General features: G+C 62.7%; 20 protein-coding genes. 7 read left to right on the plus strand and 13 right to left on the minus strand.

The features are described 5' to 3' along the window. Entirely contained in the window at positions 1-840 is an 840-nt protein-coding gene (locus HU737_RS19430) for a CorC family transporter (protein WP_186556679.1), read from the plus strand. Between the two features lie 8 nt (positions 841-848). Beyond that, entirely contained in the window at positions 849-2,366 is a 1,518-nt protein-coding gene (lnt, locus tag HU737_RS19435) for an apolipoprotein N-acyltransferase (RefSeq protein ID WP_186556678.1), read from the plus strand. Positions 2,367-2,477: 111 nt separating this feature from the next. Here lnt and HU737_RS19440 read toward each other — a convergent pair whose 3' ends face one another. Both HU737_RS19440 and HU737_RS19445 read right to left on the minus strand, forming a co-directional pair. Further along, complete coding sequence (locus tag HU737_RS19440) at positions 2,478-3,239, minus strand: YdcF family protein (protein WP_186556677.1); 762 nt, start codon at positions 3,237-3,239, stop codon at positions 2,478-2,480. Between the two features lie 136 nt (positions 3,240-3,375). Next, positions 3,376-3,690 (minus strand): hypothetical protein, encoded by a 315-nt coding sequence (locus tag HU737_RS19445; RefSeq protein ID WP_186556676.1) that lies wholly within the window; start codon positions 3,688-3,690, stop codon positions 3,376-3,378. A gap of 238 nt (positions 3,691-3,928) precedes the next feature. Between HU737_RS19445 and leuS the strand changes: the two genes are divergently transcribed. The 5 genes from leuS to HU737_RS19470 all read left to right on the plus strand — a co-directional run bounded on the left by leuS (position 3,929) and on the right by HU737_RS19470 (position 9,940). After that, on the plus strand, positions 3,929-6,535 hold the full coding sequence (leuS, locus tag HU737_RS19450; RefSeq protein ID WP_186556675.1) for a leucine--tRNA ligase: 2,607 nt from the start codon (positions 3,929-3,931) through the stop codon (positions 6,533-6,535). 61 nt (positions 6,536-6,596) lie between these two features. After that, the gene (locus HU737_RS19455; RefSeq protein ID WP_186556674.1) at positions 6,597-7,202 is read left to right on the plus strand and encodes an LPS-assembly lipoprotein LptE; all 606 of its coding nucleotides are present in this window, start codon (positions 6,597-6,599) and stop codon (positions 7,200-7,202) included. A 39-nt stretch (positions 7,203-7,241) separates the two neighbouring features. Then, complete coding sequence (gene holA / locus HU737_RS19460) at positions 7,242-8,279, plus strand: DNA polymerase III subunit delta (RefSeq protein WP_186556673.1); 1,038 nt, start codon at positions 7,242-7,244, stop codon at positions 8,277-8,279. A gap of 118 nt (positions 8,280-8,397) precedes the next feature. Next, on the plus strand, positions 8,398-8,562 hold the full coding sequence (arfA, locus tag HU737_RS19465; RefSeq protein WP_186556672.1) for an alternative ribosome rescue factor ArfA: 165 nt from the start codon (positions 8,398-8,400) through the stop codon (positions 8,560-8,562). A 61-nt stretch (positions 8,563-8,623) separates the two neighbouring features. Beyond that, on the plus strand, positions 8,624-9,940 hold the full coding sequence (locus HU737_RS19470; protein ID WP_186556671.1) for a lytic murein transglycosylase: 1,317 nt from the start codon (positions 8,624-8,626) through the stop codon (positions 9,938-9,940). Between the two features lie 82 nt (positions 9,941-10,022). Here HU737_RS19470 and HU737_RS19475 read toward each other — a convergent pair whose 3' ends face one another. From HU737_RS19475 to rsfS, 11 genes are all read right to left on the minus strand, one after another. Next, the gene (locus HU737_RS19475) at positions 10,023-10,961 is read right to left on the minus strand and encodes a S66 peptidase family protein (RefSeq protein WP_186556670.1); all 939 of its coding nucleotides are present in this window, start codon (positions 10,959-10,961) and stop codon (positions 10,023-10,025) included. 134 nt (positions 10,962-11,095) lie between these two features. Then, positions 11,096-12,112 carry a lipoyl synthase gene (lipA, locus tag HU737_RS19480; RefSeq protein WP_225915626.1) on the minus strand — a complete coding sequence of 339 codons (1,017 nt, stop codon included), beginning with the start codon at positions 12,110-12,112 and terminating at the stop codon, positions 11,096-11,098. A gap of 2 nt (positions 12,113-12,114) precedes the next feature. Next, positions 12,115-12,762 (minus strand): lipoyl(octanoyl) transferase LipB, encoded by a 648-nt coding sequence (lipB, locus tag HU737_RS19485; protein ID WP_186556669.1) that lies wholly within the window; start codon positions 12,760-12,762, stop codon positions 12,115-12,117. Continuing rightward, positions 12,762-13,037, minus strand: coding sequence for a DUF493 domain-containing protein (locus tag HU737_RS19490; RefSeq protein WP_186556668.1), 276 nt, complete (start codon positions 13,035-13,037; stop codon positions 12,762-12,764). Before HU737_RS19490 ends, lipB begins: the two co-directional genes overlap by 1 nt. 76 nt (positions 13,038-13,113) lie before the next feature. Continuing rightward, positions 13,114-14,274, minus strand: coding sequence for a D-alanyl-D-alanine carboxypeptidase family protein (locus tag HU737_RS19495; protein WP_186556667.1), 1,161 nt, complete (start codon positions 14,272-14,274; stop codon positions 13,114-13,116). Positions 14,275-14,582: 308 nt separating this feature from the next. Beyond that, positions 14,583-15,578: a septal ring lytic transglycosylase RlpA family protein gene (locus HU737_RS19500; protein WP_186556666.1), complete on the minus strand. Its 996-nt coding sequence runs from the start codon at positions 15,576-15,578 to the stop codon at positions 14,583-14,585. Next, positions 15,578-16,588 (minus strand): lytic murein transglycosylase B, encoded by a 1,011-nt coding sequence (mltB, locus tag HU737_RS19505; protein WP_186556665.1) that lies wholly within the window; start codon positions 16,586-16,588, stop codon positions 15,578-15,580. The genes HU737_RS19500 and mltB overlap by 1 nt, the downstream gene beginning before the upstream one ends. 17 nt (positions 16,589-16,605) lie before the next feature. Beyond that, entirely contained in the window at positions 16,606-17,709 is a 1,104-nt protein-coding gene (rodA, locus tag HU737_RS19510; RefSeq protein ID WP_186556704.1) for a rod shape-determining protein RodA, read from the minus strand. Positions 17,710-17,747: 38 nt separating this feature from the next. After that, the gene (gene mrdA / locus HU737_RS19515; RefSeq protein WP_186556664.1) at positions 17,748-19,646 is read right to left on the minus strand and encodes a penicillin-binding protein 2; all 1,899 of its coding nucleotides are present in this window, start codon (positions 19,644-19,646) and stop codon (positions 17,748-17,750) included. Positions 19,647-19,663: 17 nt separating this feature from the next. Continuing rightward, on the minus strand, positions 19,664-20,131 hold the full coding sequence (rlmH, locus tag HU737_RS19520) for a 23S rRNA (pseudouridine(1915)-N(3))-methyltransferase RlmH (protein ID WP_009397919.1): 468 nt from the start codon (positions 20,129-20,131) through the stop codon (positions 19,664-19,666). A 12-nt stretch (positions 20,132-20,143) separates the two neighbouring features. Beyond that, the gene (gene rsfS, locus HU737_RS19525; RefSeq protein WP_186556663.1) at positions 20,144-20,563 is read right to left on the minus strand and encodes a ribosome silencing factor; all 420 of its coding nucleotides are present in this window, start codon (positions 20,561-20,563) and stop codon (positions 20,144-20,146) included. Between the last annotated feature and the right edge of the window lie 6 nt (positions 20,564-20,569).

A 20,569-nucleotide genomic window follows, 5' to 3' on the forward strand; every position in this document is an offset into this window, starting at 1 on the left:
ATGAGCGAAGACCGATCGAGCAACGGGCAAAAGTCCTGGCTGGGTAAACTGACCCAGGCTTTTGCCCATGAGCCGAAAAACCGCCAGGAGCTCCTCGAGCTGCTGCGCGAAGCCCATCAGAACAAGCTGCTCGACAGCGAAGCGCTGACCATCGTCGAAGGTGCCATCCAGGTCGCTGACCTGCAGGTGCGCGACATCATGGTGCCGCGCTCGCAGATGATCAGCATCAAGGCCAGCCAGTCGCCTCGTGAGTTCCTGCCGTCGGTGATCGACGCCGCCCACTCGCGCTACCCGGTGATTGGCGAAAGCCACGATGATGTGCTCGGGATCCTGCTGGCCAAGGACCTGCTGCCGCTGATCCTCAAGGAGAATGGCGACAGCTTCAACATCAAGGACCTGCTGCGTCCGGCCACTTTCGTGCCGGAATCCAAGCGCCTGAACGTGCTGCTGCGCGAGTTTCGCGCCAACCACAACCACATGGCCGTGGTCATCGACGAATACGGCGGTGTGGCAGGCCTGGTGACCATCGAAGACGTGCTTGAGCAGATCGTCGGCGACATCGAGGACGAACACGATGTCGAGGAAGACAGCTACATCAAGCCACTGCCCAGCGGCGATTTCCTGGTCAAGGCGCTGACGCCGATCGAGAACTTCAACGAGTTCTTCGACAGCGAGTTCTCTGACGATGAGTTCGACACCGTGGGCGGCTTGGTCATGAGTGCCTTCGGCCACCTGCCCAAACGCAATGAAACCACTGAGATCGGCGCCTACCGCTTCCGCATTCTCAACGCCGACAGCCGGCGTGTTCACTTGCTGCGCCTGACCCCGATTACCCGTTAAGGAAAACCATGCGCTGGATCACCCGCCCCGGCTGGCCCGGTAACCTGCTGGCCATGGCGGCCGGCGCGTCTACCCTGCTGGCCCTGTCGCCGTTTGACTTCTGGCCACTGGCCTTGCTCGCCTTGGGCCTGTTCTACGCCGGCCTGCGCGAGCTGAGCCCACGCCAGGCCATGGCCCGTGGCTGGTGCTTCGGCTTCGGCCTGTATGGCGCCGGCACCAGCTGGATCTACGTCAGCATGAACACCTACGGCGGCGCCTCGCCGCTGCTGGCGATCGTGCTGTTGGTGGCGTTTTTTGCAGCCATTGCCTGGTTCTTCGCTCTGCCCGCCTGGCTCTGGGCGCGCTGGCTGCGCCGTAACGAGGCGCCGCTGGCCGATGCCTTGTGCTTCGCGGCCCTGTGGCTGCTGCAGGAGGCCTTCCGTGGCTGGTTCCTGACCGGTTTCCCCTGGCTGTACTCCGGCTACAGCCAGCTGGACGGGCCATTGGCCGGCCTGGCCCCGCTGGGCGGCGTATGGTTGATCTCGTTTGCCCTGGCCTTGACGGCAGCGCTGCTGTGCAACCTGCACCGCCTGCGCGCGCGGCGGTCGTTCTTGGCCATTGGCGTGCTGTTGCTGGTCGGCCCATGGATTCTCGGCATTGCCCTGAAGAACCACGCCTGGACCCGCCCGGCGGGCGAGCCGCTCACGGTCGCGGCAGTGCAAGGCAATGTCGAGCAAGACCTGAAATGGGACCCCGCCCACATCAATGCCCAGCTGGCGCTGTACCGCGACATGAGCTTCACCTCCAAGCCGGTTGACTTGTTGATCTGGCCGGAAACCGCAGTACCGGTGCTCAAGGACCAGGCCCAGGGCTACATCGACATGATGGGCGGGTTCGCCGCCGAGCGGCATTCGGCGCTGATCACCGGGGTGCCGGTGCGGGAAATCGTCCACAAGCAGCGCCGCTACTACAACGGCATCACTGTGGCCGGTGAAGGCGACGGCACTTATCTGAAGCAGAAACTGGTGCCGTTTGGCGAGTACGTGCCGCTGCAAGACATGCTGCGTGGGGCGATCGAGTTCTTCAACCTGCCGATGTCGGACTTCGCCCGCGGCCCTGAAGACCAGGCGCTGTTGCAAGCCAAGGGCTACCAGATCGCCCCGTATATCTGCTACGAAGTGGTCTATCCCGAGTTCGCCGCCAGCCTGGCCGCCCGCAGCGACCTGCTGCTGACCATCAGCAACGACACCTGGTTCGGCACCTCGATCGGCCCATTGCAGCACTTGCAGATGGCGCAGATGCGCGCGCTGGAGGCTGGCCGCTGGATGATCCGCGCGACCAACAACGGCGTCACCGCGCTGATCGACCCGTTTGGCAAGATCACCGCGCAGATCCCGCAATTCCAGCAGGCGATCCTGTATGGCGAAGTGGTGCCGATGCAGCAGCTCACGCCTTATCTGCAATGGCGCTCTTGGCCGTTGGCGATTCTCTGCGCAGTGCTGATGGGGTGGGCGCTACTGGCCGGGCGCATTGCCAAGACCGTTTGACGGCAGCGCCAAAACCGGCCCTATCGCGGGGCAAGCCCGCTCCCACGCCAATCATCCTTACAGCGGCGTGGGAGCGGGCTTGCCCCGCGATAGCTTCGCCACCGCCTACGCTCAGTAGAACAATCGATACCCAACCAACCCCACCGCCTCATTGAGCAACTGCCCGCTCTGCCAAACCGCCCGGCTATCAGGCAGCAGCCCGGCAAACGGCCGCGCATGATCCTGGCCCAGGAACCCCACCGGCGCCGCCACCACCTCAAACCCCGCCCGCTCGAAGCTCCAACGCGAACGCTGCATGTGCCAGGCCTGAGTCACCACCACCACCCGGCGAATACCCAGCGGCTGCAACACTTGCGCGCTCATCTGGGCGTTTTCCCAGGTAGTGCGGCTGCCCTCTTCCTTCCACTTGACCTGCACGCCAAAGTCATCGCGCAGCCGATCGGCCATCAACTGCGCCTCACTCGGCGGCGTACCATAATGCAGCCCGCCACTGATCAGCACCGGTAGGCCCGAAGCCTTGGCCAATTGCGCGGCATAGCGCATGCGTTCCAACGCGGTGCCGGTGGGCTGGTCCTGCCCCCCCCAAGCCGGATCACCGCGCTCACGCCCCGCCCCGAGCACCACGATCGCATCGGCGCGTGCGGCCAGCCCGGACCACTGCTCAAGGCTCAACGCCTGTTCGGTTTCCAACTGCCGCGCAGCGTGCTCCACCACCCACGGCAAGCTCATCGACCACAAACCGCCCAGGCCCAGTACGAAACAGGCCAACGCCAGGCGCGGCCGCCGCTTGCGCAGCCACCAGGCAGCCAGCAGCAACAGGAACAGTAATCCTGGGGGCAACAACCATTGTTTGATGAAGTAACGAATCGGCACGGCGCACACCTCCTGTGAAGGCGTGCAGCCTAAGAGGATCGGCGCCGGGCAACAAGTACGCATCCGGCGCCGATCATGTGGTATGTGTTGGAAAAAGAACCGGCGCGTGACCCTCTGCGCCTGGAATCCTGAACGACTATCGGAATGGCAGCGTCCTGGATCTCGCCGTGGTGGCGGGGCGTTTCTTGTCCTTGAGCCAGACGATCTTTGCTGACGACGGCTCCGGCTGCTGGTGGGCAGCGGCACTGGCAAAACGGCTTTCCGGGAGGGATTCCAGGTAGGCCTTGATCACTTCGAACTCTGCATGGCTGAGGCCGCGCAACTCCAGTTCTGCTGGCATTTCGTCGCGTAATCTCACGGAGGTCCTGGCCACTTCCAGCGCCAGTCCCAGACGGTCGATCAAGCGTTCGTAAAGCTCCGGTTTGCTTGCGGGTAGCTGCGATTCTCCCATCCGTTCACCTCATTGAAGATAAAGATATCTCCCCCCACACCTGAGCTTAGCGTCACTGCAAAAAGCAGCCGCTTGCAGCGACAAACGGCCCGCAAGGCCGCTCGGCGCAATAGGGTTTCCCACGACGCGCAGCGCTCATGTATGCTACGGCGTTCACTCTTACCGACACCGGAGTGCCGGACGCAGCGAGGTTCCGCTGCCGGGAACAAGGTCTCTTCTCTCTCAGCCAAAAGTAGCCATGCACGAACAATACACGCCCCGTGAAGTAGAAGCCGCCGCCCAGAAATCCTGGGACGAGCAACAATCGTTCGCTGTTACCGAACAGCCAGGCAAAGACACCTACTATTGCCTATCGATGTTCCCGTACCCGAGCGGCAAGCTACACATGGGCCACGTGCGCAACTACACCATTGGCGACGTGATCGCCCGTTACCAGCGCATGCTCGGCAAAAACGTCCTGCAGCCAATGGGCTGGGACGCCTTCGGTATGCCTGCGGAAAACGCGGCGATGAAAAACAACGTCGCCCCGGCCAAGTGGACCTACGAAAACATCGACTACATGAAGACCCAGCTCAAGAGCCTGGGCCTGGCCATCGACTGGTCGCGTGAAGTCACCACCTGCAAGCCCGACTACTACCGTTGGGAGCAGTGGCTGTTCACCCGCCTGTTCGAAAAAGGCGTCATCTACCGCAAGAACGGCACCGTCAACTGGGACCCTGCCGATCAGACCGTACTGGCCAACGAACAGGTCATCGACGGCCGCGGCTGGCGTTCCGGCGCGCTGATCGAAAAGCGCGAAATCCCGATGTACTACTTCCGTATCACCGACTACGCCGACGAGCTGCTGGAAAGCCTCGACGAGCTGCCGGGCTGGCCTGAGCAGGTCAAGACCATGCAGCGCAACTGGATCGGCAAGTCGCGCGGCATGGAAGTGCAGTTCCCCTATGACCAGGCCAGCATCGGTCATGAGGGCACGCTGAAGGTCTTCACTACACGTCCTGACACCCTGATGGGCGCCACCTACGTCGCAGTCGCCGCCGAGCACCCGCTGGCCACCCAGGCCGCCCAGGGCAACCCGGCGTTGCAGGCGTTCATCGACGAATGCAAGAGCGGCAGTGTCGCCGAGGCCGACATGGCCACCCAGGAGAAGAAGGGCATGCCCACTTCCCTGTTCGTCGAGCACCCGCTGACTGGCGAGAAGTTGCCAGTGTGGGTCGCCAACTACGTGCTGATGCACTACGGCGACGGCGCGGTCATGGCCGTACCTGCCCACGATGAGCGTGATTTCGAGTTCGCCCACAAGTACAACCTGCCGGTCAAGGCTGTGATCCGTACCAGCGCCGGTGACGAAGTGTCCAGCGAATGGCAAGCCGCCTACGGCGAGCATGGCCAGCTGATCAACTCCGGCGAGTTCGACGGCCTGGACTTCCAGGGCGCCTTCGACGCCATCGAAGCCGCGCTGATCCGCAAGGAGCTGGGCAAATCGCGCACTCAGTTCCGTCTGCGCGACTGGGGTATCAGCCGCCAGCGCTACTGGGGCTGCCCGATCCCGATCATCCACTGCCCGTCCTGCGGCGACGTACCGGTGCCGGAAGATCAACTGCCGGTGACCCTGCCGGAGAACGTGGTACCGGACGGCGCCGGTTCGCCGCTGGCGCGCATGCCTGAGTTCTACGAGTGCAGCTGCCCGAAATGCGGCACTGCGGCCAAGCGCGAAACCGACACCATGGACACCTTCGTCGAGTCGTCCTGGTACTTCGCCCGCTACGCCTCGCCGAACTACGACCAGGGCCTGGTCGATACGAAAGCGGCCAACCACTGGCTGCCGGTCGATCAGTACATCGGCGGTATCGAACACGCCATCCTGCACCTGCTGTACGCGCGTTTCTTCCACAAGCTGATGCGCGACGAAGGCCTGGTCACCTCGAACGAGCCGTTCAAGAACCTGCTGACCCAGGGCATGGTGGTCGCCGAGACCTACTACCGCGTTGCCAGCAACGGCGGCAAGGACTGGTTCAACCCGGCCGACGTGGAAATCGAGCGTGATGCCAAGGCCAAGATCATTGGCGCGCGTCTGAAGACCGACGGCCTGCCGGTAGAAATCGGCGGCACCGAGAAGATGTCCAAGTCGAAGAACAACGGCGTCGACCCGCAGTCGATGATCGATGCCTACGGCGCCGACACCTGCCGTCTGTTCATGATGTTCGCCTCGCCGCCCGACATGAGCCTGGAGTGGTCCGACTCCGGCGTCGAAGGTGCCAGCCGCTTCCTGCGTCGCGTTTGGCGCTTGGCCCAGGCACACGTTAGCCAAGGCCTGCCGGGCCAGCTCGACATCGCCGCCCTGGATGACGCGCAAAAAGGCATTCGCCGCTCGATCCACGCAGCCATCAAGCAGGCCAGCACCGATGTCGGCCAATACCACAAGTTCAACACCGCCATCGCCCAGGTGATGACCGTGATGAACGTGCTGGAGAAGGCTCCACAAGCCACCGCGCAGGACCGTGCCCTGCTCCAGGAAGGTCTGGAAGCGGTCACCCTGCTGCTGGCGCCGATCACCCCGCACATCAGCCACGAGCTGTGGAAAGCGCTGGGTCACAGCCAGTCGGTGATCGATGCCGCCTGGCCGAGCGTCGACGAAGCCGCCCTGGTACAAGACACCGTGACCCTGGTGGTCCAGGTCAACGGCAAGCTGCGTGGTCAGGTTGAAATGCCTGCCGCCGCCAGCCGCGAGGAAGTCGAGGCAGCCGCCCGCAACAACGAAAACGTCCTGCGCTTCACCGACGGCCTGACAATCCGCAAGGTCATCGTGGTTCCGGGCAAGCTGGTCAACATCGTCGCCAACTGATGGCAACGCCCGCCCGCAGCCACTGCGGGCGGGCGGAACAGGCCCACAAGGGAGCTTCAACATGATCAAACGCAATCTGCTGGTAATGGGCCTGGCTGTCATGCTCAGCGCCTGTGGTTTCCAGCTGCGCGGCACTGGCACCAGCGAACTGGCGATCAAAGAGCTGGACGTCAGTGCCCGCAACGCCTACGGCGAAACCGTCACTCAACTGCGCCAGGTGCTGCAGCGTAGCGGCGTCGACGTGCACACCGGCGCTCCTTACCGCCTGGTGCTGACCGATGAGAAAGAAACTCAGCGCGCCGCCACCTACAGCGGCGGCAACCGTTCGGCCGAGTACGAGCTGACCACCGTGCTCGACTACAGCATTCTTGGCCTGAACAACGTGCCGCTGCTCAGCGACAAGCTGGAAGTGCGCAAGATCTACGTGCATGACGGCGACAACATCACCGGCTCCGACCAGGAAGGCATCCAGACTCGCGAAGAACTGCGTCGCGACCTGGTGCAAGGCATGGTCGTGCGCCTGCAGATGCTGACCCCCGCCCAGCTTGACCAGTTGCAGCAGGAGGCCGACGAGCGCGCCAAGGCTGAAGCCGAAGCCGCCGCTGCCGCCCAGCGCTATCGCGATGAAACACCGCAACAGTCCCCTCTGGAAATCCCGGGCACTTAAGCCCGTACGGGGCACCCTCGGGTGCCCCGCCTTGTGCTCATGAAGCTCGCCCCCGCCCAACTCAACAAACACCTGCAAGGTGCCTTGGCCCCGGTCTACGTGGTCAGCGGCGACGATCCGCTGCTGTGCCAGGAAGCCGCCGATGCCATTCGCTCGGCTGCTCGCCAGCAAGGCTTCGACGAACGCCAGGTGTTCAGTGCCGACGCCAACTTCGACTGGGGCAGCCTGCTCCTGGCGGGTGCCAGCCTGTCACTGTTTGCCCAGCGCCGCCTGCTGGAACTGCGCCTGCCTTCGGGCAAGCCCGGCGACAAAGGCGCGGCGGCCTTGATGGAGTACTGCGCCAACCCTGCTGAAGACACCCTGCTGCTGATCAGCCTGCCCAAGCTCGATGGCAGCGCGCAGAAGACCAAGTGGGGCAAGGCGCTGGTCGAAGGTGCGCACTGCCAGTTCATCCAGATCTGGCCGGTGGACGCCCAGCAGTTGCCGCAATGGATCAACCAGCGCTTGTCCCAGGCAGGCTTGTCGGCGCAGCGCGATGCGGTGGACCTGATCGCCGCTCGGGTCGAAGGCAACCTGTTGGCCGCCGCGCAAGAGATCGAAAAGCTCAAGCTGCTGGCCGACGGCAACCAGATCACGGTGGAAACCGTGCAGGCGGCGGTGGCCGACAGTGCCAGGTTTGATGTGTTTGGCCTGGTCGATGCGATCCTCAAGGGTGAGGCGGCGCATGCGCTGCGTATGCTCGAGGGGTTGCGCGGCGAGGGTGTAGAGCCGCCGGTGATTCTCTGGGCGCTGGCTCGTGAGTTGCGCTTGCTGGCGGGTATTGCCCAGCAATTCAGCCAGGGCGTGCCGCTGGACAAGGCGTTCAGCCAGGCCCGGCCACCGGTGTGGGACAAGCGCCGGCCCCTGGTCAGCAAGGCCCTGCAACGCCTCTCGGCGCAACGCTGGGCGCAGTTGCTGCAGGATGCCCAACGCATCGATGCGCAGATCAAGGGCCAGGCCGAGGGCTCGCCCTGGACCAGCCTGGCGCGGTTGTCGCTGTTGATGGCTGGGCAGCGGTTGAGCTTGCCTTCTCAGTAGGCTTGAGATTTTGGGGCCGCGTAGCGGAGCCATTCACTGATCATATAAACAATCAATTGGCCCACCCGTTCCAAGCGACCTACAGTGCGCCCGTCACTCACTACGCTGGACCTTCAAGATGAGCAAAAAGCCGAAAAAACACGGCCCGAACAAGGCCAAATCCATCATCGCCCAGCCACTGTTCCGCAGCCGACAGGAACAACCAGGCAAAGGCAAAGGCAGCTACCGCCGCGAAGCCTTCCAATCGAGAGATTGGGAGGCTTGTTACTTTTTGGCCGCATGAAAGCATCAAAAGCGCAGGCATGGTATGGTCGGCACCTGACCTGTAATTCCTGGATCTGTGCATGCTCTTCAGTCTGTTCCCACGCTGGCAACCCCGCCAGCTGATCGCGGCCTCCAGCCTCATCCTGCTCGTCGCCTGCGCGGAGAAACCCACCGCCGCCGACGCTCTGCCGCTGGCCCCTGCCCAGCCCGCTCCGGTGGTCAACCTGCCCGGCAGCACACCTGACGTCAGTACTGAAATCCAGCCCCTGCAGACCTTCGCCCAATGGCAGGCGGGCTTCCGTCAGCAAGCACTGCAGGCCGGCATCAGCGCAAGTTTGTTCGACCGCGCCTTCAGCGGCGTCACACCCGATATGGACGTGATCAAGGCCGACCGCAGCCAGCCCGAATTCACCCGCCCAGTGTGGGAATACCTCGATGGCGCGCTGTCGCCACTGCGCGTGCGCAACGGCAAGAAGCTGCTTGAGCAAAATGCCGAGCTGCTGTCGCGTATCGAACAGCGCTACGGCGTAGACCGCCAGGTGCTGGTATCGGTGTGGGGCATGGAGAGTAACTTCGGCCAGTTCCAGGGCAGCAAGTCGGTGATCCGCTCGCTGGCGACCCTGGCCTACGAAGGCCGTCGCCCGCAGTTCGCCCAGGACCAGCTGATTGCGGCGCTGCAGATCCTGCAGAACGGCGACATCCAACCCGAGGCAATGCGTGGCTCGTGGGCCGGGGCGATGGGCCAGACCCAGTTCATCCCGACCACCTACAACACCCACGCGGTGGACTTCGACGGTGATGGCCGTCGCGATATCTGGAACAGCACCGCCGATGCCCTGGCATCCACCGCCCATTACCTGCAAAGCTCGGGCTGGAAGCGTGGTCAACCGTGGGGCTTCGAAGTCCAGGTGCCAGCCAGCTTCGATTACTGGATCGCCGACGGTGCCCAGCGCAAGACGGTCAGCGAGTGGCTGCAACTGGGCGTGAAACTGCCCAGTGGCACGCAACTGCCTGCCGGTAGCAACCAGCTGTCGGCCGCGCTGCTGCTGCCTGCCGGCGCCAAAGGCCCTGCCTTCCTGGTGTTGGACAACTTCCGCGCGATTCTCAAGTACAACAACTCATCATCCTATGCCCTGGCGGTAAGCCTGCTGGGTGATCGCTTCTCGGGCTGGGGCTTCATTGCTGGCAGCTGGCCGAAAGAAGATCTGCCATTGAGCCGCAGCGAGCGCATCGAGTTGCAGAACTTGCTCAATGCCAGCGGGCATGAGGCGGGCAATGCTGATGGCATCATTGGCGCCAATACCCGCAAGGCGATTCGCAATGCGCAGCAAGCGCAAGGGATGCCGGCGGATGGCTACCCGACGCATAAGTTGCTCGACAGCCTGCGTAGCCGCTAGCGAGCTGTCGCGGGGCAAGCCCGCTCCCACGTTACGTCCACTGACGTTTACAACGTGGGAGCGGGCTTGCCCCGCGATAGCCTTACGACCTGAACAACGTCTGCTCCAAGCTCAGGCTGTGCTTTTCGCTGTCCAAGCGCACCCGCGCTCCCAGCGGCAAGCAAATATTCGGATCACAATGGCCACTGCGCCATCCGGCCAGCACCGGCACCGCCAACGGCGCGAAGATATCCTCCAGCAGCGGCGTCATGGCCGAAACCGTAACCCCGGCAAAATCCCCCACCAGCACCCCACGCACACCCTCCAGCTTGCCAGCTAGGCGTAATTGGGTCAGCAACCTGTCGACCCGGTACAGCGGCTCGTTGACATCCTCGATGAACAAGATGCTGTCGCGTGTATCGATCTCAGCCAAGGTGCCCAGTGTGGCCCCTAGCAACGACAGATTACCGCCCACCAGACGCCCGCTGGCAGCGCCTGGCAGCACGCTGGTCAATGGGTAGTTGTGCGGATGGGCAATCGCCGCGCCCTGCCCCAGCCGCCCGCGCAACTGCTCCAACAAGGAACTGACCGTCGGCTCCAGCTTCTCTCCCAGTAGATCGGCATTGAGCATGCCGCCATGGAAAGTGAGCAATCCTGCGCGCTGGTTGATCGCCGTGTGCAGCGCGGTGATATCGCTATAGCCGATCAACGGCTTGGGATGGCGCGCGATAAGCTCGAAGTCGATCTGGTCGAGCAGGCGCATGCTGCCGTAACCACCGCGCATGCACAGGATGGCGTCGATCTGCGGGTCGCTGAAGGCATCATGCAGATCCTGCAAACGCTGCTGATCGGAGCCGGCCAGGTAGCCTTGGGCCTGGCTGACACCGGGGTAGATGCGGCACTGGTAGCCGCGGTCGGTAAACCATTGACCAGCCTTGGCCTGATCCAGCCGCGCAGGGCCTGCGGGAGCAATGATGGCGAAGCAGGCATTGGTCGGCAGCGCCTGGGGCAATGGGGCAACCCCGCGTTCAACACAGTTCATCGAGCAACTCCTTGTGGGGATAGGCGAGCCACGATGGGCGAAAGCATCAGCCTTGCCCAGCGGGTAGCGATCCCCCAATAAAAATGCCGATGGCGCCTTTCGGCGCGCATCGGCATGTTTGACTCAAGCCAGGCTCAGAGCTTGATCTTGGCTTCGTGCGCCTGCTGGTCAGCATGGTAGGACGAACGCACCAGTGGTCCGGATGCGACGTTCTTGAAGCCCATCTTGTAGCCTTCCTCAGCGAACCAGGCGAAGGTGTCTGGATGGACGAAACGCTGCACCGGCAAGTGGCTACGCGAAGGCTGCAGGTACTGACCGAGGGTGAGCATGTCGATGTTGTGCTCGCGCATGCGATGCATCACTTCGATGACTTCCTCGTCGGTCTCGCCCAGGCCCAGCATCAAGCCGGACTTGGTTGGGACATGCGGCACCAGCTGCTTGAACTTCTCCAGCAGGTCCAGCGACCAGTCGTAGTCCGAACCAGGACGGGCGGCCTTGTACAGGCGCGGCACGGTCTCAAGGTTGTGGTTGAACACATCTGGCGGCTCTTGCGCGGTGATCGCCAGCGCCACGTCCATGCGTCCTCGGTAGTCCGGTACCAGGGTTTCCAACTGCACGCCTGGCGACAGCTTGCGGATTTCGCGAATGCAATCGGCAAAGTGCTGGGCACCGCCATCACGCAGGTCGTCACGGTCAACCGAGGTGATCACCACGTACTTCAGGCGCAGATCGGCGATAGCCACGGCCAGGTTGTGCGGCTCATCCACATCCAGTGGCTTCGGTCGGCCGTGGCCAACGTCGCAGAACGGGCAGCGACGCGTGCAGATGTCGCCCATGATCATGAAGGTCGCAGTACCACCGGAGAAGCACTCGCCCAGGTTCGGGCAGGAGGCCTCTTCGCAAACGCTGTGCAGCTTGTGCTTGCGCAGCAGTTGCTTGATGCGATCTACCTCGGGAGAAACCGGGATGCGCACGCGGATCCAGTCAGGCTTCTTCGGCAGCTCTTCGGTGGGGATGATCTTGACCGGGATACGCGCCACCTTGTCGGCGCCACGCAGTTTCACCCCAGCTTCCACCTTCTTCGGCGCAGGGCGCGGGGTGACATCCTGGGATGGGATCAGGTTCGGCACGGCTTCTTGCACAATTGTCATATTCAGTCGATTCCGCCCGTGAGGGTCGTCTGCTCAGCATAGTCGAGGTGCTTGACCAGCTGTCCGCGCAGCCTTGTCCTGACCTCGGTGAGTTCGATCGGACCTGCCAGATCACGTAGCTGGGTCATGGCCAGCCCCGCATACCCGCAGGGGTTGATTCGGCGAAATGGCGCTAAGTCCATGTCCACGTTCAGGGCAAGGCCGTGGAACGAACGACCATTGCGGATTCGCAGGCCGAGCGAGGCGATCTTCGCCCCGTCGACATATACACCCGGCGCATCGGGTTTGGCGGCGGCGTCGACCTCATAGCTGGCGAGCAGATCGATCAGGCTGTGCTCGATCCGGCTGACCAGCTCCCGCACGCCAAAGCCCAGCCGGCGCACGTCGAGCAACAGGTAGGCCACCAGCTGCCCGGGGCCATGGTAGGTCACCTGGCCGCCGCGATCGGTCTGCACCACCGGGATGTCGCCCGGCACCAGCAGGTGCTCGGCCTTGCCGGCCTGGCCCTGGGTGAAGACCGCAGGATGTTCGACCAGCCAGATTTCGTCCTGGCTGTCCGCTCCACGCTGCTCGGTAAAACGACGCATAGCCTCCAGCACCGGTTCATAGGGCTGCAGGCCAAGCTCGCGAAAACCGAGACAAGCGGGCATCAGAGCACCATTTTCACGATGCCGGTAGCGCGCAGGGCGCTGTTGATATCGTGCAGCTGGTCCTCGCTCTCGGCAACGATGTGCAGTTGCACCGTGGTGTACTTGCCTTCCTTGCTCTGACGCTCGGCCAGAGTGGCCATGTCGACCTTGGCGTGCTTCTTGAGGATTTCGATCACCGTGTCCTTGAAATTGACTACGGTGTCGCCAATCACCTTGATCGGATAATCGGCGCAGGGGAATTCAATCTTGTGCGACTTGACGTCAGGTTCGCTCATGGCGGAAACGGCCTCGTAAGCCGTGGCAACAACGACGCTCCCGCTGGAGTGAGCGGGAGCGTGGCAGGTCACGTTATCAGTTGAACAACCCGTAGAAGAATAGACGAATGCTATCCCACATACGGCGGAAGAAACCACCTTCCTCGACGCCATCGAGGGCGATGAGGTCAGCGCTGTGGACCACTTTCTCGTCCAGTTTGACTTCCACTTTACCGATCACGTCACCTTTGGCGATTGGCGCGGTCAGTTGTGGGTTCATGGTCATCGAAGCGGCCAGGCGCTTCAATTGGCCTTTAGGCATAGTCATGGTCAGGTCGTTGGCCAGGCCCGCCTTGACTTGGCTGGTGGCGCCCTTCCAGACCGGAGCCTGAGTCAGCTCGGTGCCCTTCTGGTAGAAGGTCTGGGTTTCGAAGAAGCGGAAACCGTAGGTCAGCAGCTTCTGGGTTTCGGCAGCACGCGATTGCTCGCTGTTGGTGCCGAACACCACGGCGATCAGGCGCTGGCCGTCACGTACCGCCGAGGCGACCATGCAGTAGCCGGCTTCGTCGGTGTGGCCGGTTTTCAGGCCATCGACGGTCTTGTCACGCCACAGCAGCAGGTTGCGGTTCGGCTGCTTGATGTTGTTCCAGAAGAACTCTTTCTGCGAGTAGATCGCGTAGTGAGCCGGGTCTTCGTTGATGATCGCACGCGCCAGCAGGGCCATGTCGTGGGCCGAGGAGTAGTGCTCCGGGTTCGGCAGGCCGGTCGGGTTCATGAAGTGGCTGTTGCCCATGCCCAGATCGGTAGCGGTCTTGTTCATCATGTCGGCGAAGGCATCTTCGCTGCCGGCGATGTGCTCGGCCAGGGCGACCGACGCGTCGTTACCCGACTGGATGATGATGCCGTGCAGCAGGTCGCTGACGCTGACCTGGGTGCCGACCTTGATGAACATGCGCGAACCACCGGTACGCCAGGCGTTTTCGCTGACGGTGACCGGGTCGTTTTCGCCGATCTGGCCACGACGGATGTCGAGGGTGGCGATGTAGGCAGTCATCAGCTTGGTCAAGCTGGCTGGCGGCAGGCGCTCGTCACCGTTGTTTTCGACCAGCACGTTGCCGCTGGACGCGTCCATGAGTACGTAGGACTTGGCGGCCAACTGCGGTGGCGATGGCATCATCTGCTCCGCTGCGAAGGCAGCAGGCGTGATCATCAGCAGTACGGGCAGGCAAAGTCGTTTGGCAAGGTTGGTGATGTTCATCCGTCTCTCGAAAATCGCTAATGGTCTGATGTTTCGTGGGCGAGGCCCAACGGCTAGTCAGTCTAGTTATGCGAGCTGCGCTGCAGCCCAAACCCGAGGCCAGGGGCCTTGCGGGAAAAAACGGCCATTGTACATGGGCGCGTCTGGCAATTCATGACAAAACAGACAGGTCGGCGTCGACTTCTTCGCGGGCAAGCCCGCTGCCACAGGGTCATCGCTGTCCTTGTGGGAGTGGGCTTGCCCGCGAAAGGGGTGACGCAAATCAGTGCGTCGTGCCCCTTCAGTCCACCGTCTGGCGCAGGAGTTCCCTAGTCGGTCACCAGCTTGGCCTGGCCAAGATTGGCCATGCGCACGCTGTCCTGGGTCTGCTGGACTTCGCCCTGGCTGCTCATCGGCCCCAGGCGTACGCGGTGCAGGGTCTGCTGGTTACGTACGATCGAGCTGATGAACACCGGGGCGCTGACCATGGTGCTGAGTTTGGAGCGCAGCAGTTCAGCTGCGTCCGGGTTGGCGAATGCGCCCACCTGGAGGTACATGCCGCCATTGGCGCTTGGCGCGCTGTTGCTGGCGATCTGCACCGGTACTACCGCCGCAGCATGCTGCTGCGCTGGCGGAGTCCATTGCTCGACCTTGCCCGTGCTGGCTGGCAGCGCTTGGGTCTGGGCCACTTGCGGTTCCTTGAGCACCAACGGCGCCTGTTGACCACGCTGGGCCCACCACTGCTGCGGGTCGATCCCCTCGACGCGCACCCGCGCGGTGCCGGTTTCGGCGTAACCGAGTTTTTTCGCCGCCGCGTAGGACAGGTCGATGATGCGGTCCGAATAGAACGGGCCACGGTCGTTGACCCGCAGGATCACGCTACGGTGGTTGTCCAGGTTGGTCACCCGCACGTAGGCCGGCAGCGGCAGGGTCTTGTGCGCGGCACTCATGCCGTAGAGGTCATAGACCTCGCCATTGGCGGTGTTCTGGCCATGGAACTTGGTGCCATACCAGGAGGCAGTGCCCTCGGCGCGGTAGTTGCGCGAGTCCTGGATCGGGTAGTAGGTTTTGCCCAGCACCGTGTACGGGTTGGCCTTGTAATTGCCAGTGTGCACGGTTGGCGTGGCGTCAGGGATCTTGTTGACATCCACGTCCCACCACGGCGCACCGTCCTTGTGAGCGCGGTTGATGTCCAGGCCAGGTTGCGAACGAACCACGTTGCCGCCGCTTTGCTGGGCCGGCCGGCTGGACGAGCAGCTGGCCAGGACCACGCCAACGGCGATGCAGGTCAGCAGCTTGAAGGAATTCAGAGAAAATACGCGCATTACTTGACGCCCCGTGCAAGAACCAGCTGTTCCGAGAGCTGATGCACCGCCATGGCGTACATCACACTGCGGTTGTACCGCGTGATCGCATAGAAGTTCTTCAAGCCCATCCAGTATTCAGGACCGTTTTCACCCTCGAGCTTGAAGGCGGTCACCGGCAGATCATCGCGCAGCGCATCATGGCTCGACCAACCCAGGGCTTTCAACTCCCCGACCGTCTTGACCGGCTCGATACCCGTGGTCAGGCCTTCATCGGCCCGCTCGCCACGCACCTGGGCGCGACTGACCACGCCCTCGCCCGCAACCCAGCCGTGGCGCTTGAAGTAGCTGGCCACGCTGCCGATGGCGTCATCGGGATTGTTCCAGATATTGATGTGGCCATCACCGTCGAAGTCCACGGCATAGTTGCGAAAACTGCTCGGCATGAACTGCGGCAAGCCCATGGCGCCGGCGTAGGAGCCCTTGAGCATCAGCGGATCGAGCTGCTCCTCCCGGGCCAGCAAGAGGAACTCGCGCAGCTCCTTGCGGAAGAACTCGGCCCGTGGCGGGTAATCGAAGCCCAGGGTCGACAACGCGTCGATCACCCGGTAGTTGCCGGTGTTGCGACCAAAGAAGGTCTCCACGCCGATGATCGACACGATCACCTGGGCCGGCACGCCATATTCCTGCTCGGCACGGGCCAAGGTGGCCTCGTGCTGACGCCAGAAGTCGACCCCGCGGGCAATGCGCGCGTCGGTAATGAACATCGGCCGGTATTCTTTCCACGGCTTGACCCGCTCGGCCGGACGCGAAATCGCATCGAGGATCGACTGCTTGCGCTGCACCTCGCGGAACACGCCCATCAGTTGTTCGCCGGCAAAACCGTAGTCGCGGGTCATTTCGCCAACGAACTCGGCCACCTGTGGCGAGCCGTCATAGTCGCCGGCATTGGCTTGCTGGACAGCGCCGAACAGACCGATTGCGCCGATCCACGGCAGACAACGGGCAGCCCAGGTACGCACTGCTTGCATGAAATTGGTCACCTTATTCAAACCTGCGCGATCCATTTGCGGTGTGTGTGGATCGACATCAGAACGCCAAACGCTGACAGCAGCGTCACCAACGAAGTTCCGCCATAACTAATGAAGGGCAGCGGCACCCCCACTACGGGTAACAAACCGCTAACCATACCGATATTGACGAACACGTATACAAAGAAGGTCATCGTCAGGCTGCCCGCCAGCAGCTTGCCGAACAGGGTCTGCGCCTGGGCCGTGATCACCAGGCCGCGGCCGATCAGCAGCAGGTAGACGATCAACAGCAGGCAGATCCCGACCAGACCGAACTCCTCGCCGAGCACGGCGATGATGAAGTCGGTGTGGCTTTCAGGAAGAAAATCCAGGTGCGACTGGGTACCGAGCAACCAACCCTTGCCAAACACCCCGCCCGAGCCGATCGCGGCCTTGGACTGAATGATGTTCCAGCCGGTGCCCAACGGGTCGCTTTCCGGGTCGAGGAAGGTCAATACCCGTTGCTTCTGGTAGTCGTGCATGACGAAGAACCACATCGCCACGGCCACCGGCACCGCGGCGGCCAGCACACTGATAATCCAGCGCCAGCGCAGGCCCCCCATGAACAGCACGAACGCGCCCGAGGCGAGGATCAGCAGCGCGGTACCCAGGTCAGGCTGGCGGACAATTAGAATGAACGGCACGCCGATCAGCACCAGGCTGATCGCCACGTGCTTGAGATCCGGCGGCAAGGTGCGCTTGGACAGATACCAGGCCAAGGTTGCCGGCATGATGATCTTCATGAATTCCGAAGGCTGGAAGCGGATCACCCCCGGGATGTTGATCCAGCGGGTCGCGCCCATGGCGTTGTGGCCCATGACGTCGACCACCACCAGCAGGCACACCCCGGTCAGGTACGCCAACGGCACCCAGCGGGCCATGAAACGTGGTTCGAGCTGGGCGATGATGAACATCGACACCAGGCCGATGCCGAACGAGGTGGCCTGCTTCATCAGCAAGTCCCAGTTCTTGCCGCTGGCCGAATAGAGCACGAACAGGCTGCCAGCGGCGAGGGTCAGCAGGATGATCAGCAGCGGGCCGTCGACATGGATGCGCTGCAGGAAGCTGGCGCGCCGACGCATCACGTCTTCGCTGGAGAGCATGCGATCAAAGTTGTTCATCATTGCGGCGCTTCCTGGGCGACGGTGGGCGGCGCGAACTCGGTTTTCAGCCGGCCGCTCTCATCGAGCAACCAGGCATCCATCACCTGACGCATCACGGGGGCGGCCACACGGCCACCGGCTTCGCCGTTCTCGATCATCACCGAGACCACGATCTTGGGGTCTTCTGCCGGCGCAAAGCCGACGAACAAAGCGTGGTCACGATGGCGCTCCTGGACTTTGTTACGGTCGTACTTCTCACCCTGCTTGATCGCCACCACCTGGGCGGTACCGCTCTTGCCGGCAATCCGGTACTGGGCGCCAGCGGCGGCGGCGCGGGCAGTACCGCGGGCGTTGTGCATGACCTGCTCCATGCCATGGGTGACTCGGGTCCAGTCGGCCTTGTCGCGCAGGATGATGTCATCGATCGGGTTTTCGTCCACCGGCGGCTGGCCTTCGATGGTCTTGGCCAGATGCGGCCGGAACCACTTGCCTTTGCTGGCGATCAGCGCCGTAGCCTGGGCCATCTGCAAGGGCGTGGTCTGCATGTAGCCCTGGCCGATACCCAGGATCAGCGTCTCGCCCGGGAACCAGGCCTGACGGCGGGTGGCGCGCTTCCACTCACGGGTCGGCATCAAGCCGGAAGACTCCTCGAACATGTCCAGCGAGACTTTCTGGCCGAGGCCGAACTTGTTCATGTAAGTGGACAGGCGATCAATGCCCATCTTGTGCGCCAAGTCGTAGAAGTAGGTGTCGTTGGAACGCATGATCGCCAGGTCCAGATCGACCCAGCCATCACCACTGCGGTTCCAGTTACGGTATTTGTGGTCATAGTTGGGCAACTGGTAGTAGCCCGGGTCGAAGACCCGGCTGCTGGCGGTGACCACGCCACTGTCCAGCCCGGCAATCGCCACCGCCGGCTTGATGGTCGAGCCTGGCGGATACAGGCCGCGCAAGACGCGGTTGAACAGCGGCCGGTCGATCGAGTCGCGCAGCTCGGCATAGGCCTTGAAGCCGATACCGGTGACGAACAGGTTGGGGTCGAAACTCGGCTGGCTGACCATCGCCAGGACTTCACCCGAGCGCGGATCCAACGCCACCACCGCGCCACGCCGCCCGCCCAGGGCAAGCTCGGCCGCTTCCTGCAATTTGATGTCCAGGCTCAGGACGATGTCCTTGCCAGGAATCGGGTCGGTACGCTTGAGCACCCGCAGAACACGACCGCGCGCGTTGGTCTCGACTTCCTCGTAACCGACCTGGCCGTGCAAGGCGTCTTCATAGAAGCGCTCGATGCCGGTCTTGCCGATATGGTGGGTGCCGCTGTAGTTGACCGGATCGAGGGTTTTCAGCTCTTTCTCGTTGATCCGCCCGACATAGCCGACCGAATGGGCGAAATGCGCACCTTGCGGGTAATGGCGCACCAGCTGCGCCGCCACTTCCACCCCCGGCAGACGGAACTGGTTCACCGCCACCCGGGCGATCTGTTCTTCGCTGAGCTCGAACAGGATCGGCACCGGCTCGAACGGTCGGCGCCCCTGCTTCATGCGCTTCTCGAACAGCGCACGATCATCCGGGGTCAGCTCCAGCACCTCGACGATCACATCCAGCACTTCCTGCCATTTGCCAGAGTTACCGGCCCGCTCGCGGGTCATGGTCAGGCTGAAGCTGGGCCGGTTATCGGCGATGATCACCCCATTTCGGTCGAAAATCAGCCCACGGGTCGGCGGAATCGGCTGCACATGCACCCGATTGTTCTCCGACAAGGTGGAGTGATAGTCGTACTGGATGATCTGCAGGTAATACAGCCGCGCGATCAGCACGCACACCAGCAACATGATCGCCACAGCGCCGACCACGACGCGGTTGCGCACCAGGCGGGCGTCTTTCTCGTGGTCTTTGAGGCGAATCGGCTGCGACATCGGGCGGGCTTACAGGCTCATTTGTGGTAGGGATGCCCGGACAACACGGTCCAGGCGCGGTAGATCTGTTCGCCGATCAGTATCCTTACCAACGGATGCGGCAGGGTCAGCGGCGACAGCGACCAGCGCTGTTCGCTGCGCGCACACACCTCCGGCGCCAGGCCCTCCGGCCCACCCACCATCAAATTCACCGTGCGCGAATCCAGGCGCCAGCGATCCAGCTCGACCGCCAACTGCTCGGTGCTCCAAGGCTTGCCGTGCACCTCGAGGGTGACGATACGCTCGCCCGGCTGCACCTTGGCGAGCATGGCCTCGCCCTCCTGACGAATCAGGCGAGCGACGTCGGCATTCTTGCCCCGGGTGTTCAGCGGTATTTCCACCAGCTCCAGCGACAGCTCCGAAGGGAGGCGCTTGGCATATTCATGCCAGCCTTCCTCGACCCACTTGGGCATACGCGAGCCGACCGCGATCAATCGCAGACGCACGGCACTTCCTTATTACTTGGTGAGCTTGTCGAAGAACTCGTTGGCACCGGTTTCCGAGCTGTGGTGCTTGCCATCGGCGGCACGGCTCTGCTCGGCACCCATCCACAGGCGCTCCAGGTCGTAGAACTGACGCGCTGCGGCGGTCATCATGTGCACGATAACGTCGTTGAGGTCGAGCAGGACCCAGTCGCTCTCGCCCTTGCCTTCTTCGCCCAGCGGCTGCACACCCTTGGCCTTGACCAGTTCGCGAACCTTTTCCAGCATCGCGTTGATCTGGCGGTTGGAGGTACCGGTGGCGATGATCATGTAGTCGGTCAGGCTGTGCTTCTCGCGTACGTCGATGACCTGGATGTCCTGGGCCTTGACGTCTTCCAGTGCGGCCTTGGCCAGCTCGACCAGTTCTTCGGCCTTGATGATGTTTTGCTTGGTCATATAAAA

Origin of the sequence: Pseudomonas urmiensis (genome assembly GCF_014268815.2) — a bacterium.
GTDB lineage: Bacteria > Pseudomonadota > Gammaproteobacteria > Pseudomonadales > Pseudomonadaceae > Aquipseudomonas > Aquipseudomonas urmiensis.

Bases quoted from the DNA above. Each gene is read 5' to 3' on its own strand.
- HU737_RS19430 (WP_186556679.1), top strand. From the start codon at position 1: ATGAGCGAAGACCGATCGAGCAACGGGCAAAAGTCCTGGCTGGGTAAA.
- lnt (WP_186556678.1), top strand. From the start codon at position 849: ATGCGCTGGATCACCCGCCCCGGCTGGCCCGGTAACCTGCTGGCCATG.
- HU737_RS19445 (WP_186556676.1), bottom strand. From the start codon at position 3,690: ATGGGAGAATCGCAGCTACCCGCAAGCAAACCGGAGCTTTACGAACGC.
- leuS (WP_186556675.1), top strand. From the start codon at position 3,929: ATGCACGAACAATACACGCCCCGTGAAGTAGAAGCCGCCGCCCAGAAA.
- HU737_RS19455 (WP_186556674.1), top strand. From the start codon at position 6,597: ATGATCAAACGCAATCTGCTGGTAATGGGCCTGGCTGTCATGCTCAGC.
- holA (WP_186556673.1), top strand. From the start codon at position 7,242: ATGAAGCTCGCCCCCGCCCAACTCAACAAACACCTGCAAGGTGCCTTG.
- arfA (WP_186556672.1), top strand. From the start codon at position 8,398: ATGAGCAAAAAGCCGAAAAAACACGGCCCGAACAAGGCCAAATCCATC.
- HU737_RS19470 (WP_186556671.1), top strand. From the start codon at position 8,624: ATGCTCTTCAGTCTGTTCCCACGCTGGCAACCCCGCCAGCTGATCGCG.
- HU737_RS19475 (WP_186556670.1), bottom strand. From the start codon at position 10,961: ATGAACTGTGTTGAACGCGGGGTTGCCCCATTGCCCCAGGCGCTGCCG.
- lipA (WP_225915626.1), bottom strand. From the start codon at position 12,112: ATGACAATTGTGCAAGAAGCCGTGCCGAACCTGATCCCATCCCAGGAT.
- lipB (WP_186556669.1), bottom strand. From the start codon at position 12,762: ATGCCCGCTTGTCTCGGTTTTCGCGAGCTTGGCCTGCAGCCCTATGAA.
- HU737_RS19490 (WP_186556668.1), bottom strand. From the start codon at position 13,037: ATGAGCGAACCTGACGTCAAGTCGCACAAGATTGAATTCCCCTGCGCC.
- HU737_RS19495 (WP_186556667.1), bottom strand. From the start codon at position 14,274: ATGAACATCACCAACCTTGCCAAACGACTTTGCCTGCCCGTACTGCTG.
- HU737_RS19500 (WP_186556666.1), bottom strand. From the start codon at position 15,578: ATGCGCGTATTTTCTCTGAATTCCTTCAAGCTGCTGACCTGCATCGCC.
- mltB (WP_186556665.1), bottom strand. From the start codon at position 16,588: ATGCAAGCAGTGCGTACCTGGGCTGCCCGTTGTCTGCCGTGGATCGGC.
- rodA (WP_186556704.1), bottom strand. From the start codon at position 17,709: ATGCGTCGGCGCGCCAGCTTCCTGCAGCGCATCCATGTCGACGGCCCG.
- mrdA (WP_186556664.1), bottom strand. From the start codon at position 19,646: ATGTCGCAGCCGATTCGCCTCAAAGACCACGAGAAAGACGCCCGCCTG.
- rsfS (WP_186556663.1), bottom strand. From the start codon at position 20,563: ATGACCAAGCAAAACATCATCAAGGCCGAAGAACTGGTCGAGCTGGCC.